Annotated in this window: 15 protein-coding genes; 12 read left to right on the top strand and 3 right to left on the bottom strand. The window is 40.1% G+C overall.

The features are described 5' to 3' along the window. The first annotated feature begins 65 nt into the window (after positions 1-65). Together ABDZ97_RS17345 and mce are read left to right on the top strand one after the other, a co-directional pair. Positions 66-866, top strand: coding sequence for a T9SS type A sorting domain-containing protein (locus ABDZ97_RS17345; RefSeq protein WP_343790921.1), 801 nt, complete (start codon positions 66-68; stop codon positions 864-866). Positions 867-952: 86 nt separating this feature from the next. Then, complete coding sequence (gene mce / locus ABDZ97_RS17340) at positions 953-1354, top strand: methylmalonyl-CoA epimerase (protein ID WP_343790918.1); 402 nt, start codon at positions 953-955, stop codon at positions 1352-1354. Here the strand turns inward: mce and ABDZ97_RS17335 are convergent. Continuing rightward, on the bottom strand, positions 1339-1974 hold the full coding sequence (locus ABDZ97_RS17335) for an HAD family hydrolase (protein ID WP_343790915.1): 636 nt from the start codon (positions 1972-1974) through the stop codon (positions 1339-1341). The genes mce and ABDZ97_RS17335 overlap by 16 nt on opposite strands. A 145-nt stretch (positions 1975-2119) precedes the next feature. Between ABDZ97_RS17335 and ABDZ97_RS17330 the strand changes: the two genes are divergently transcribed. The 6 genes from ABDZ97_RS17330 to ABDZ97_RS17305 are packed head-to-tail and all read left to right on the top strand — an operon-like array spanning position 2120 to position 8265. Further along, positions 2120-2878: an ABC transporter ATP-binding protein gene (locus ABDZ97_RS17330; RefSeq protein WP_343790912.1), complete on the top strand. Its 759-nt coding sequence runs from the start codon at positions 2120-2122 to the stop codon at positions 2876-2878. Further along, positions 2875-4152: an ABC transporter permease gene (locus tag ABDZ97_RS17325; RefSeq protein ID WP_343790909.1), complete on the top strand. Its 1278-nt coding sequence runs from the start codon at positions 2875-2877 to the stop codon at positions 4150-4152. Before ABDZ97_RS17330 ends, ABDZ97_RS17325 begins: the two co-directional genes overlap by 4 nt. Next, entirely contained in the window at positions 4153-4401 is a 249-nt protein-coding gene (locus ABDZ97_RS17320; protein ID WP_343790906.1) for a phosphopantetheine-binding protein, read from the top strand. Positions 4402-4405: 4 nt separating this feature from the next. Further along, positions 4406-5671 carry a hypothetical protein gene (locus tag ABDZ97_RS17315; RefSeq protein ID WP_343790903.1) on the top strand — a complete coding sequence of 422 codons (1266 nt, stop codon included), beginning with the start codon at positions 4406-4408 and terminating at the stop codon, positions 5669-5671. Further along, complete coding sequence (locus ABDZ97_RS17310; protein WP_343790900.1) at positions 5664-6869, top strand: FAD-dependent oxidoreductase; 1206 nt, start codon at positions 5664-5666, stop codon at positions 6867-6869. Before ABDZ97_RS17315 ends, ABDZ97_RS17310 begins: the two co-directional genes overlap by 8 nt. Further along, on the top strand, positions 6853-8265 hold the full coding sequence (locus ABDZ97_RS17305; RefSeq protein ID WP_343790897.1) for a class I adenylate-forming enzyme family protein: 1413 nt from the start codon (positions 6853-6855) through the stop codon (positions 8263-8265). The genes ABDZ97_RS17310 and ABDZ97_RS17305 overlap by 17 nt, the downstream gene beginning before the upstream one ends. 5 nt (positions 8266-8270) lie before the next feature. On the opposite strand, the gene ABDZ97_RS17300 is transcribed toward ABDZ97_RS17305, so the two are convergent. Further along, positions 8271-8783, bottom strand: a complete 513-nt coding sequence (locus ABDZ97_RS17300; RefSeq protein ID WP_343790893.1) for a DUF2480 family protein — start codon at positions 8781-8783, stop codon at positions 8271-8273. A 60-nt stretch (positions 8784-8843) separates the two neighbouring features. Here ABDZ97_RS17300 and ABDZ97_RS17295 point away from each other — a divergent pair, with 60 nt between their 5' ends. Next, positions 8844-9272, top strand: a complete 429-nt coding sequence (locus ABDZ97_RS17295) for a lipocalin-like domain-containing protein (RefSeq protein ID WP_343790890.1) — start codon at positions 8844-8846, stop codon at positions 9270-9272. A gap of 65 nt (positions 9273-9337) precedes the next feature. After that, complete coding sequence (locus tag ABDZ97_RS17290; RefSeq protein ID WP_343790887.1) at positions 9338-10075, top strand: TlyA family RNA methyltransferase; 738 nt, start codon at positions 9338-9340, stop codon at positions 10073-10075. Here ABDZ97_RS17290 and recJ read toward each other — a convergent pair. After that, positions 10072-11817, bottom strand: a complete 1746-nt coding sequence (gene recJ, locus ABDZ97_RS17285; RefSeq protein ID WP_343790884.1) for a single-stranded-DNA-specific exonuclease RecJ — start codon at positions 11815-11817, stop codon at positions 10072-10074. The genes ABDZ97_RS17290 and recJ overlap by 4 nt on opposite strands. Before the next feature lie 26 nt (positions 11818-11843). Between recJ and ABDZ97_RS17280 the strand changes: the two genes are divergently transcribed. Together ABDZ97_RS17280 and ABDZ97_RS17275 are read left to right on the top strand one after the other, a co-directional pair. Further along, positions 11844-12518 carry a hypothetical protein gene (locus tag ABDZ97_RS17280; RefSeq protein WP_343790882.1) on the top strand — a complete coding sequence of 225 codons (675 nt, stop codon included), beginning with the start codon at positions 11844-11846 and terminating at the stop codon, positions 12516-12518. A gap of 12 nt (positions 12519-12530) precedes the next feature. Next, on the top strand, positions 12531-13604 hold the full coding sequence (locus tag ABDZ97_RS17275; protein ID WP_343790878.1) for a hypothetical protein: 1074 nt from the start codon (positions 12531-12533) through the stop codon (positions 13602-13604). The last annotated feature ends 11 nt before the right edge of the window (positions 13605-13615 follow it).

Genomic DNA, 13615 nt, shown 5'->3' with positions numbered 1-13615 from the left:
TTGGAAATTAAAAAAATACGCAGTAATATTGCGACTGTTTAATACATTAGGCTCAGACACATACTATGAAAAACCTAATTTTGACTGTTGGTGTTTCTTTGATCTCTTTATTTTCATTGGCAAATTTGTCCATTGAAGGAAGTTATCAGGGAAAAAATTTATACGTACAGAACCCCGAAGATGAAGATGGATTTGGTTTTTGTGCGACACGCGTTACCGTTAACGGAGATGTAATGCCGGGTAGTGTAAACCAAAGTGCCTTTGAAATCAATTTTGCTGTTTACGGATTAAAGAAAGGAGATCCTGTTTTTATTGTTATAGAGCATGGTCCCGGATGTAAGCCTAAAATTCTGAATCCTGAAGTCTTATTGCCGCGAAGCACATTTGAAGTTGCAGAGATCACAAGCTCTACAAACGGATTGTTAAAGTGGACAACGACAGGAGAACAAGGTAAACTCCCTTTTATTATTGAGCAACACAGATGGAACAAATGGGTGAACGCAGGTGAAGTTGACGGAATCGGAACTCCTGGGTCAAACTCATACGAGTTTAAAATTACACCACATTCCGGAGAGAATAAAGTGCGTGTTGTTCAGATTGACCATTCAGGAAAGAAAAGAACTTCTCAGGAAATTACATTTACTGATTCATCAATTCCAGAAATCGAATTCTCTCCAAAGAAAGTTAAGACCATTATCAAGTTTGATGCGAACGGAAGCGCTTTCGAAACAAAGTATGAGATTTATGACGCTTACGGAAATATCGTTAAGAAAGGTGTTGGTACAGAAGTAGATTGTTCGAACCTTAAAAAAGGAGCGTACTATATCAATTACGATAATAAGAACGAGAAGTTTATCCGCGGATAAATATAGAAATATTGTTATGAAACGGCTTTCCGGTTTATGGAAGGCCGTTTTTGTTTTTAGTATCTTTGTTGTGTAAAAGAACACGAATGAATAAGATTGAACACCTTGGAATTGCAGTGGAAAGCCTTGAGGCTTCAATCCCTGTTTATGAGAAGTTATTAAATACGAAATGCTACAAGATTGAAGAAGTAGCTTCCGAAGGAGTGAAGACTGCATTCTTTGCTATAGGAGATTCGAAAATTGAGTTGTTGGAAGCTTCTAATCCGGAGAGCCCGATTGCCCGCTTCCTGGATCGTAAAGGAAAGGGAATACACCATATTGCTTATGATGTGACAGATATTGAGAAAGAAATGGAACGACTGGTGGCAGAGGGATTTGAACTGATTTCGATGACACCTAAAGATGGTGCGGACAATAAGCGCATCGCATTCCTGCATCCGAAATCAACAGATGGTGTTCTTGTTGAATTGTGTCAGGAAAAGAGCTGAAGTATCTCGTCCTTTTGAGTAATATGGTACGTTTGTATCCCAATTTTTTTCGCTCCTTCAATGTGTTGGATAGAATCATCAATGAATAATGTATTTGGGGCATCTGTACCAATAGCATCCAAAACATATTGAAAAGCTTCTGTATCAGGTTTTCTTCGTCGGATCTGATGGGAAAGAAAGACCCGGTCAAAATGGTTGTCCAATTTTGAAAAACCGGTTTCTTGTTTTAGTGAGTAGAGAAAAGCCTGTTCGTGAATGGAATTTGTATTACTCAAAAGAACTGTTTTGTAATCGGGACGAAGTCGGTTGAGTAATTCAAACTTTCTCATATCCCAATCCAGCAGCATAGCATTCCAGGCACGAATTATTTGCTCTTCTGTTATGTGATTGGGTAAATGTTCTGTCAGGTAATCAAGAAAAGCCTTTTCTCCGATGTCTCCCCGTTCAAAATCATCAAAAACACCTTCTTGTGAAGCTTGTGTGTATAACTGCCCGAAGTTATCAATCCCCAGTTGATTAAAGGCATCTATTGTCAATTGGTAATCGATATTCAGTATAACACCTCCCAAATCAAAAATGATAGTTTCTACGGGCGTATTCAGTAAAGAGTGTATTTTCATTGTTGCAACGTTTTCTACAGGAAATCCTGTTTGAGAATATTGACAAAAATAAGTTTTAGGTAGATGTGATGACCCAACAATCCGTGTAAAGAGAAGATATTGACGGAATAAATGGTAAATTCGCAGCTGTAACCGGGGTAAATCCATGAACAATAGCTTGATAATTTCGATAGAGAATCTTTGTAAGCATTACCGAAATGCCGACAAGAACGCATTGGATGGATTGAACCTTACCATTGTTGAAGGAGAGGTGTTTGGGGTTTTAGGACCCAATGGAGCCGGAAAGACAACGCTATTTTCAATTTTAAGCGGAATCCTGCCCCTCACATCCGGAAAAGTAACTATTGCAGGTCTGGATTTAAAAACAGATCTCGAATCGATCAAATACAAGTTAGGTGTTGTTCCACAGGAAATAGCGCTTTATCCATCTTTATCGGCAGAAGATAACTTGTTGTACATTGGCAGAATGTACGGAATGACGGGAGAAGAGTTGAAGGAGAAGGTTGATTATCGTATCCGGCAGTTTGGACTTACAGAAGTTAAAGATAAACCGGTTAAAACCTACTCGGGAGGAATGAAGCGAAGAGTAAATTTATTGGGTGGAATTCTCCATCAACCTGAGGTTTTAATTCTCGATGAACCGACCGAAGGGATGGATGTGCAGTCACGGGCTGTTATGATGGAAATGCTCCGGAAACTAAATAAAGAGGAGGGAATGACAATTTTGTACACTTCCCATTATCTTGAACAGGCTGAAATCTTTTGTGATCGTGTAGCCATACTTAATCATGGGAAGCAACTGGTGGTTGGTGATCCAAAAGATCTGATAGATCGAAATGAAGACAGATCTTCTTTGGAGGAATTATTTTTGGAACTTACAGGTACTACAATCGTCGGATCATGATAAAAAGAAGTATAGCTACCTTTCTGAAAGAGTTTAAGCTCCTGAAACACGATCGTATTGGCGTACTCGTACTTTTTGCTATGCCGGTGTTGTTGATTCTTATTATGACGCTTGTTCAAAATGAAGCATACAAAAGCCTTAATGAAGCAGGAATTCCGGTTTTATTCGTCGATAGAGATCAGGATAGTTTAAGTGTTGCTATCGAAAAAGGGTTTGAATCTTCTCAGTTATGTCGATTGACAATGGATGATGGAACTTTGTTTCCGACGGAAGCATCCGTTCGCGAAGCCGTGCTTAGTGGCGAGTATTTAGTGGCGGTGACAATTCCGGAAGGAGCAACCCGTGCGATTCGTGAGAATATCGGAGATATTATGGATGCTTTTCTGGAAGGAGAAGAGTTTGACCCGGAAACTTCTATGGATATTGTTCATGTTCCCATAATAGTTGATCCGATTGCCAGAAAATCATTTGTTATGGCTATAACTTTTGGCTTGCGGGAGTTTATTGGCAGTGTTAAGACGGGTGTTACTTTTAAACTGATGGGAGAGCGAATGCAGGAATACCTGCCTGTACAGAGAGAGATACAGATGCCAACCGTAGATTTTTTTGAGTTTGAAGAAAAATATGCAATCGATAAAGAACAATACCAACCCAATGCTGTGCAGCATAATGTTCCGGCCTGGGCTATTTTTGCTATCTTTTTTATAACAGTTCCTTTGGCTGCGAGTATTATTCTGGAGCGTGCTGAGGGACTCTATATCAGGATGAGAGCATTCCCCGGTAGTTATCTTTCCAAACTTTCCGGTAAGTTGGTCGTTTATATCATTGTAGCTATGATTCAGTTTGCAATGACTTTGATGATCGGTAAACTATTGTTGCCGCTTATGGGATTGCCGGAATTATATATCGGGGAGTCCGGACTGGCACTATTTACGTTAGCACTTTCTGTATCTATGGCAGCTATTGGTTACGGTCTCTTATTGGGAACGGTATTTAACACCCCTCCGCAATCGTCTATTTTTGGGGGAGTTAGTATATTAATTATGTCAGCATTAGGGGGGATCTGGGTGCCGGTAAATATTATGCCTGCCGTGATGCAGGATATTGCAGCCTTTTCTCCTTTGAACTGGGGATTGAGCGGATTTTATGATTTGTTCCTGAAAGAAGGTACATTTGCAACGATTTTACCAAACTGTATCAAACTGCTGACATTTTTTGTTGTCTGTTTGTTGGTATCGGTTTTTGTTTATCAACGTAAAAGAAAATATCAGTAAATGCCGATTAACAAGTCAATGATAAGCCTGCAAATGGTAAAGTACCTGAACAGTGAAATTATGGATGAGCCTGTGGAGTTTGATCCTGTTACACCGTTCAGCGAAATAGGAGTTGAATCCTATGATATCATACAACTGGTACTATTCATTGAACGTAAGTTTGGAATTGAGATTCCGGAAAGCGAATTAATTCCTGAGAATCTGGTGTCAATTGATGCACTTGCCGCATGCGCGGAAAAACAACAGTAATCCGATGGCTTTTGATAGAATTCCGTTAACTGGTCTGGATCACTTCTTCCTTGCTCTTGAAAAACATAATGAGCGATTGAATACGGTTGGAAGTACATGCCGATATTTCTTTGAATTAGACGGGGTATTGACCGTCGGAGAGCTTAAATCATTATTGTGTCAACATCCCTTATCTGCCCGTTTAAGTGGAGTTCGATTAAAGAAACGTTCTGTAGTAAGCGGGAGTTTTTGGGAAGTGGGAGATCAATCGGAAATCGCGATTCATGAGATTGTTTCCGGGGAGCAGATCCCACAGAAAGTTCTTGAATATACGATTGACAGTAATGCCAATGCTCCTTATTTCTGCTTTTTTCTGATACAGCGGCCTAATGAACGTACAACTGTTGTGTTTGTATGGCATCATCTGCTTATGGATGGGTATGGTGCTGTTTTATACATGAAAAGTCTGAACGAAGGAAGTACTGAGATTTTTTTTAAAGGGAAAAACAAAGAGAAAGTTGTATTTTCTGATGCAAGAGACGCAAAGAAATTTGTCAGTAAGACATCACGCCCGGAGTTAACCACTGTTTTTTCCGGGGAAGTCAACCCGGATACTGTTCCGGCTGTAAGAATCATTGATTTTTCAGAAGGGTCATCCGAAAAGATCCGTTTAAATTCTGTACAAAACGGAGCCAAATTCGGACAGAGTACATTTTTTCTGGCAGCTTGTGGAATTGCTGTAAGGAAAATGTTGCTGACTAGAGGAGGGAAAGTAGACAATTTCTGGGTTCCCGTTCCCCAGGATCAAAGGAAAAAAATGGCAAAAGGGCCGGTTCTTTCAAATCATCTTTCATTGTTATTTTATCGATTGGAGAAAAGTAAAATGAAAGGCGGTTTAAGGCAGCTTACGACTGACCTGACAGCTCAGATGAAGAATCAGATCAAGTACCGGACACCGGATAAGTATAACTCATTGATGCATTATTTGCGTGTAGTACCAAAAAGAGTGTATTATCGTTTTATTAAAGGTCCGCATGGAGGAGCCATTTCAAGTTTTCTTTTTACTGTAGCTCCCGAGCATCCGGACGAACTGTCACAATTGTTTGGTAGAAAAGTGGTCGATGCAATGAACCTTCCTCCGCTTACCTTTCCTCCGGGATTAACTTTTGCCTTTGCTAAGTTTCAGACAAAAACACGTATCTTCGTTTTGTATTCGAAAGACGCTTTGAGTGAATCAGAGGTTGATAATCTGGAAGATACATTGAAGGTATTGTTGGAGAAAGGTGAATAAGAAAAGACATATTCTGGTTGTCGGAAGCGGTGTTTCGGGCTATGCTGCAGCAGTTGCAGCGGCAGAATCCGGTGGGGTTGTAACAATTGTTGATAAGGCCTGTTATCCGGGAGGGCAATGTACACATGTCAATGTGGGAACGATTTGCGGTCTTTTTATAAAAGACGAACTGATAGAACATCCTTTCCTTACAGATTTTTATAAATCGTATTGTGATTTTGATGAGCAGGCAAGAGTAATTAATCATGCAGGATATCCTGTTCTTTCATACGATTGGAAACGTCTGACAGACTATTTTTCCCAAAAGCTGACGGAAAATAAGGTAGAAGTTCTCTCTTCTGCGCAGATTAGCGGTATACAAACTTCAGGAAGCTTAATAACAGAAGTACTTATCGAAAAAAATGGGGAAGAGCTCCCTTTAGCCGTTGATGCAGTTATTGACTGTACAGGAAAAGCAGTTGTAACTGAATTTTTGGGTACAGAAACGATTTGTTCTGATAATTATCAGGCTCCGGCTTATATTTTTGAACTATCAGGAGTTTCAGCGAATAGCGAATTTCAATTACAGATGATCCTGAGTCGATTTGTTGCTAAAATGGATTTCCCTCCTCTTTATGTGGTTCCGGGGTCTTTCAAAACCGGAAAGGTAGTGCTGAAGCTTGCGCTGAAAGTTGCCGGAACGGATGATGAAGACCAGAAAGAACAGCTACTGGTAGCGACACAGAAGTTTGTTCAGGAAAAACTTTTGCCTGAATTAAAAGAACAAACGGAAGCATTCGGAAAGGCTACGATAAGTGTTCTTTTCCCTGAAATGGGGTGGAGGACGGGAAAACGTCCCAAAGGAAAAAAAATACTTACAGAGAATCAGCTGAAAGGAAGTTTCAAATCTTCTGATTTTGTTGCTGTTGGTGCCTGGCCAATGGAAGAATGGAAGGAGGACGGACAGGTAGAAATAAAAACGTTAACGGGGGTATGTTATGGAATTCCTGCGGGATGTCTCCGACACAATACCTTTGATAATCTATTTATGGCGGGTAAGAATATCTCCGCTGATGAACGGGCTATCTCTAGTGCCCGGGTTACAGGAACCTGTCTCCAGACCGGTTTTGCAGCCGGAAAGATGGCCGGAGCGGATAACGCAATGGATCTGGAGCGTGTGATAGAAAAACTGTATCAAACGATTGAACACTACTTTTAACACATATCACTTTTTACGGGAAAGTGCCCGGAGGTTTTCTGATCGGATAGCAATAACGGACGAATCAGGTCACCTTACCTATGCCGAATTACTTCGGGAAGTTGATCAGCTGGCAACAGAGTTACAAAAATACTCGGAAGACAAAACTCTGCGTTTAGGAATTTGTTATGCCAATGACAGGAATTTTTTGATAGCCTTGTTTGCAGGGGTTAAGGCTGGCTATATTGTTATGCCGGTATTTCATGAACTTACTTCTTCCGAAATTTCAGCTCATCTCAGGGAAAATAAGATTGCTCATTTTTTAAATCAGGAGCAAGGAGATAGACTTTACAATACGGTTTTCCGCCTTGAGATTATACATAACCGTCCCGATGAGGAAGCTCTTGAGTTATGCCCTGATCCGGTGTTTATTCGTCCGACTTCAGGAACCACAGGAAAAGCTAAAGGGGTGTTGATGAGCCACAGTGGGGTAAAAGAGCGGATCACTGCTGCCAATAAAGTATTAAATATCGATGAAACCAGCGTGATTATCTGGGTGTTGCCAATGGCTTTTCATTTCGTTGTCTCATTAGTATTGTATGTGGCTAAAGGAGCGAGAATTGTTGTAACGGGAGGACTGGATGGAAGAAAACTGGCAGGAACGATCGAAAGATATAAAGGAACTCTATTGTATTCTTCTCCATTACATATTCGGCTTCTCAGCACATTAAAAGAACCGATAGATTTAAGTTCCCTGCAACATGTAATTTCTACCACCACAGCTGTTTCTTCTACGGTGTGTCATGAGTTTTACAAAAAATATGGAATAGGAGTGAGTCAGGCATACGGAATAATTGAAGTTGGTCTGCCGTTGATTAATACCTTGTATAATATCGAAGAGCCCGATGATGTCGGTTCTGCTCTTCCGGATTATGAAGTTGCTGTATTTGATGATGTAGGAAATCAGCTTTCGGAAGAAACAATTGGTAATCTGGGAATAAAAGGTACCGGAATGTTTGCAGGCTACCTGAGTCCATTGACAAAACGGGAAATGGTTTTGCAAAATGGGTTTTTTATGACTGGAGATATTGCGACGATAAAGAGCAATGGTAATGTCCGTATTTTAGGGAGGAAGAAATCAATGATCAATGTTGGTGGGAACAAAGTTTTTCCACAGGAAGTTGAATTTATCCTGGAACAGTATCCGGGAGTTCTCCGGGCGAGGGTTTACGCAGATCATCACCCGTTGGTTGGGGAAATTGTTGCTGCAGAGCTGGTCCCTGAAGGTGAAACTCTGTTAGTTGTAGAAGACATCATTAGTTACTGTCGAAAATACCTGGCGTCGTTTAAGCTTCCTCAGCGTATCCGAATCGTAGAAGAGGTCGAAATGACAGCTTCTGGAAAAATTAAACGTTAATCTGCTTATGCTTTTCGGGGTTTCTTAAATACAGGAACCGTAGAACAAGGCTCTCCATACATAAGAACCTTTACAACAGGACGTAAGCGCGTGGTTAATTTTAAAAAGAGAGCTTCAGGATCCGGAATTTCAGCGCAGCCTTTAATAACTATCCGTGCATCCGCGTAATCGTCTATGTGTAACGCATTGATTCTGTCTTCGATAAATCCTTTCTGAGCCTGAGTTGTATCTCCAAAATAAACAAACGGAGTATATTCTGCCAAAGCTGATGCAACCAACATATAAGCCCAGGTAGGAATAATAGCATCTGCCGAACAAAAAACAGCAACAACTTTATGCTCATAACTACTCCAGTTATGCTCTTTTATGAAGCTCCGAAAGTCTTTCTCACGAAGCACTAATTCGTTCCAGAGATTGTCTTTCAAATCGATTTCAACTACTTCTTCCTTAGGTAAGAAGCTAGTCAGATCCAGTGTAATTATTCCACTTTTCTGTACTCTGTTTACAATTTCTTCCATGATTATTTCTCTACGATTCAAAATTCCTTATCTTAGCCACAAAATTAACACTTTTAACGGATGAAATTAATTAATGTTTTTGTTGTAAGTGCCTTAGCTTTGGTTATGGTAGCTTGCGGTGGGTCTGCTAAAGACAATTTGGTTGGAAAATGGCAAGTTACGGGAGTAGACATGTCATCTATGATGGAAAGTATTCCTGAAGAGCAAAAAGCATTTATGGAAGCTATGGTTCCTATGATGGAAGAAGCAATGAAGTCTATGACAATGGAGTTCGCTGCAGACGGAAAAGTTACTCAGAAGTCATCAATGATGGGGCAGGAGAAAGAGGAAGAAGGAAGCTGGAAACTTTCTGACGATTCTAAAAAACTTACAATTACAACTAACGGAAACGAAGAAAGCATGGATATTACTGAGCTTTCTGCAAGCAAAATGGTTGTGAAAATTTCCGAAGAAGAAGGAGAGATCTCTTTGACAATGGAAAAGAAGTAAATAAAACTTTTAGTACAGGAAGCTCGCTTGTAAAGGCGAGCTTTTTTGTTTCATAAAGAGAGTATATGGAGGAAGAGCGAATTGATAAAATTCTGATGCAAAGGAATCTTGTTTCTTCAAGACAACGGGCAGAGGAAGTAATAAAACAGCACGGTGTACGCGTAAATGGGAAATTACTGTTTAAACCCGGTAAAAAAGTACCGTGTGATGCAGAGATAGAGATGATGGCGGAAGAACTTCCCTGGGTGTCAAGAGGTGCGTTGAAACTACAGAAAGCTTTGGAGTTGTGGCCAGTGAAAGTTGAAGGAACAACAGCGATGGATATCGGGGCTTCAACAGGAGGGTTCACAGAAGTACTGCTTTCTGAAAAGGCAAACAAAGTGTTTTGTGTAGATGTTGGGACGGGACAGTTGGTAGATAAAATAGCAAAAGATTCCAGAGTAGTAAATTTGGAACAAACCCATGTTCGGGACCTTACGGATCAGGAAATAACCGATCCATGTGATCTTTGTGTAATTGATGTTTCTTTTATTTCACTCAAAAAAGTTTTTTCTCATATTACCCGCTTTCTCAAGCCTCAGTCTTCTGTTATAGCCCTTGTAAAACCTCAATTCGAAGTAGGTAAAGCACATGTAGGTAAAAATGGAGTCGTACGCGACAAACGGTTGTACACTGTTGTAATCAATGAAATCATAGAGGAAGCTAATTCCAATGGGTTAACCTATAAAGCACATGCAGAATCACCGATTCTGGGAGGAGAAGGGAATCGTGAATTTCTTATGTGGCTGGTTAAAGAGAACTAATCCGGAGTGTTATCCGGCCTTATATCTTTAATATTGAGTTGCAATGTTGTTTTGTTGTTCCATGTATTTTCTTCTAGCGTGAAAAGAATGGTTACAGCCTCTCCTTCGGCGATCTCGTTGAGTTTATGTCCCAGATTAAAACCAATGGCATCCAATGCAAAGGGGAGTTGTGGAGAGCGCAAACGGGTTTTCAGGTGATTGTCTCCTACAATACGCGTATAAGCGGGATCCATGAAAACATCGGTTGTCATAAAAACAGGTTTCATATTCCCCGGTCCATAGGGTTCAAACTGATCCAGAATTCGTTTGACTTTTGGGATGGAATAATAAGATTCTCCCGGTGAGAAAATTTGATTGAGAGATAAGGAGAGATCAATTACCTGTTCGGCGATTTTCATTTCGTCACTCAGATGAGTTGCTACTATCTGGTCAAATTTTTTTCTGAATGCTTCAATCTGTTCTGTTTGAATGGTTAGTCCTGCAGCGTATTTATGTCCGCCAAACTGGATAAGATGTTCCGAACAATTTTCCAGAGCTTCGTATACATTGAATCCGGATACTGATCGTACAGATCCCGCAGCGACACCATTTGATTTGGTCAGTACTACAGTGGGACGATAATAGGTTTCGATCAGCCGGGAGGCTACGATTCCAATTACACCTTTGTGCCAGTCTTCTCCGTAGACAACGGTCGAACTCATCGATGCATACTCCTTATCGGCGGCCAGTTGCTCCAGGATTTCTTCTGTGATAGATCGATCGAGTTCTTTCCTTATACTGTTATCTTCCTCAATTTGGAAGGCCAGTTGATGGGTTAATTTTTTATTTTCAGAAATTAAAAGTTCAACAGCGTGTTTTCCGGACTGTATTCTTCCTGCAGCATTAATACGTGGAGCAATGACAAAGACAATATTTGTAAACGAGAGAGGAATTTCCTTTCCGGCATGTTTGAGCAGAGCAGCGAGTCCTTCGCGGAGCGGTTGTTCATTCAATTGCTTTAACCCATGAAAAGCAATAATTCTGTTTTCACCGGTTACAGGAACAATATCGGCGGCAATGGAAATAGCATTGAGATCCAGAAAGTGATACAATTCTTCCTGTGGCAATGCCAGTTTTTCCAATAATCCCTGAATGAGTTTAAAACCAATTCCACATCCTGTTAACTCTTTGTATGGATAAGCACAATCAGCTTGTTTTTGATCAAGGATAATGGCGTTGGGTAACACCTCTCCGGGAGTATGGTGATCGCAAATGATTACATCCAGTCCTTTTTCACGGGCATAGTCAATTTTTTCTACCGCTTTGATTCCACAATCCAGAGCTATGAATACACTACAATTATTTTCCAGAGCATAATCAATCCCTTTAATGGAAATACCATACCCTTCATCGTATCTGTCGGGAATATAAAAATCAACGTTGAATCCATGCTTTTTGAAGAAAATAACTAGTTGAGCCACAGCAGTAGTTCCATCCACATCATAATCCCCAAAAACAAGAATTTTTTCTTTATTGTTTAATGCAAGAATCAGACGCTCTACAGCTTCGGACATTCCCTTCATCAGAAAAGGATCATGTAAATCCCGTAAATAGGGTCTGAAGAATGATTTGGCTTCGTCAAACGAAGTAATCCCCCGCTGAAGAAGCAGAGTTGAAATAATTTCCGGTATTTTCAGTTCTTCCTGAAACTGTTTTACAACAGTATGTTCAGGCAAGTCTTTGACAAGCCATCTTTTTTGCATAATTTCGGTTTTAAAGTAAGTTAGGAATGCCAAAATTACAAAAAATTGTATTGTTTCTGATGACCATTTGTGTTTCCTATGTCGGTTTGGGACAGGTGGTGAATTATGATTTTGTGCAACCGGTACCACCGGAATACGGCAATATTCTTTCAATTCCTCCCAAGTTGTTTGGTAATTACAGGGATACGAGTGGCAATCAGAAAATCACAGTAAAAGCACGTGGAATTTATATTTCGTCAAATATTTACGGATCAATTTCGCGGGAAGAGATAAGGGAAAGCAGTAAATATGAGGTAAGAAATGATCATATTTTCGGAATAAACGAATATGATTCGTTACCCTGTACTCTCGAAGGAGAAAACTACTATTTTGGTTTGAGAAAGACAACGGAACTGTTTAGTTTTAACGGAGCAAATACGCTAAGAAAACAAAACATTGACCGATTGGATAATAACTATATACTTTGTTTTTCTGAAAATGGATACTGGTTGCCGATGTTACTGAACTTTACAGATAACAAGCTGATTATTTATAATCCTTCGTTTGACGATGTTGAAAATGCTTTTGATGTAATTACCGATAAATTTAGAGAGGAGAAAGAAGGGGTAACACGTATCCACTTACATCCGGGTGGAGAAGAATGGGAAAAGATAGATTTGTCTTTGTACTTTTCACACCCAACGGTGTATCTCAGAGAGTAATATTCTACTACTATGACAAAAATAGTCAGCCTTTTGTGTGTTACAGTGTTTTTGTTAGCCTGTAAAAAAATTCAACCGGATGTGCCGGAAACGATATCTCCTACTGATTGTAGTGGAGAACTTTCAAGTACGACAGAGGTTATGGGATATGGTATCCTGGAAAAATTGCCCGGAATTTGGCAGGGGCCTGTATATTCTCCGACTCCCTTAGGCAGTTTTCCGGAGTGGATTGTAGATTTACGCCCTGTTTCCGCAGCTCAGGTTTCTTCGAAAAATGAACTGGATTCGCTTAACGATATTTTTATGTCTTTTTTTGTTGTGAAACAGGATTGCGAATATAAAATTGCTTTTCGGAACGGAGGTGGTTTTGCCGGGATGGTTCGCAATTCTTATATGATAGCGGATAGTGTATACGAGAGTGCCGGATTTAGTTTTTACCGTTTCGCAGATGTTGTTTCAGGAGGTAACAGAGTTTATACGGATATCCATTTCGTAGGAGACAGCCTGAAAATGTTCACGTACACCAATCAGTATAATTCATTACCACAACCCGTATTACATATGCAATGGCAGGCGGAGAGAAAAGACGTAACTGCAACGGAAGATGCGGTCAATCATTTCAACTACCCGCAAAAAGCAATGGTAAAAGATTTTTCAACGACATTTGATGGACTTACGGAAGCAATATTTTATTCAAATGCGGCAGATCCGTACCCGGAATCCCAACAGCCGTATTTAGGAGAAAGTCAGGTGTCAGTCTCTATTAGTAATCCATCTGATCCTGATCCGGCAAAGAAGGTGTTGATTTTGATTACGACAGAGCCATTATTTAACGGGTTCACATTTTTACAGGAAAATTTGAAATATCGTTCACGCTATGTTTTGGTAGGAGCAGCTACAGAGACGGGATATTTGTTCAACTATATGCATCCCGGAAATTATTTTGTAAACGTGATCTACGACGAGAATGGAGATCAGACTTTCTCTTCGGGAGATTATATGAATTCAACATTTGATGTGCCGTTACAATTAGCTCCTTCAGGGAGTGCAGCTATACATGTTACCGTGAACTTTCAAATTCCCTGATAGAGAATAAC

The organism is Wandonia haliotis (assembly GCF_039523435.1).
Taxonomy (GTDB): domain Bacteria; phylum Bacteroidota; class Bacteroidia; order Flavobacteriales_D; family Crocinitomicaceae; genus Wandonia; species Wandonia haliotis.
Note: the sequence above shows the minus strand (reverse complement) of the source record. Positions and strands in the feature narration are given on the sequence as shown.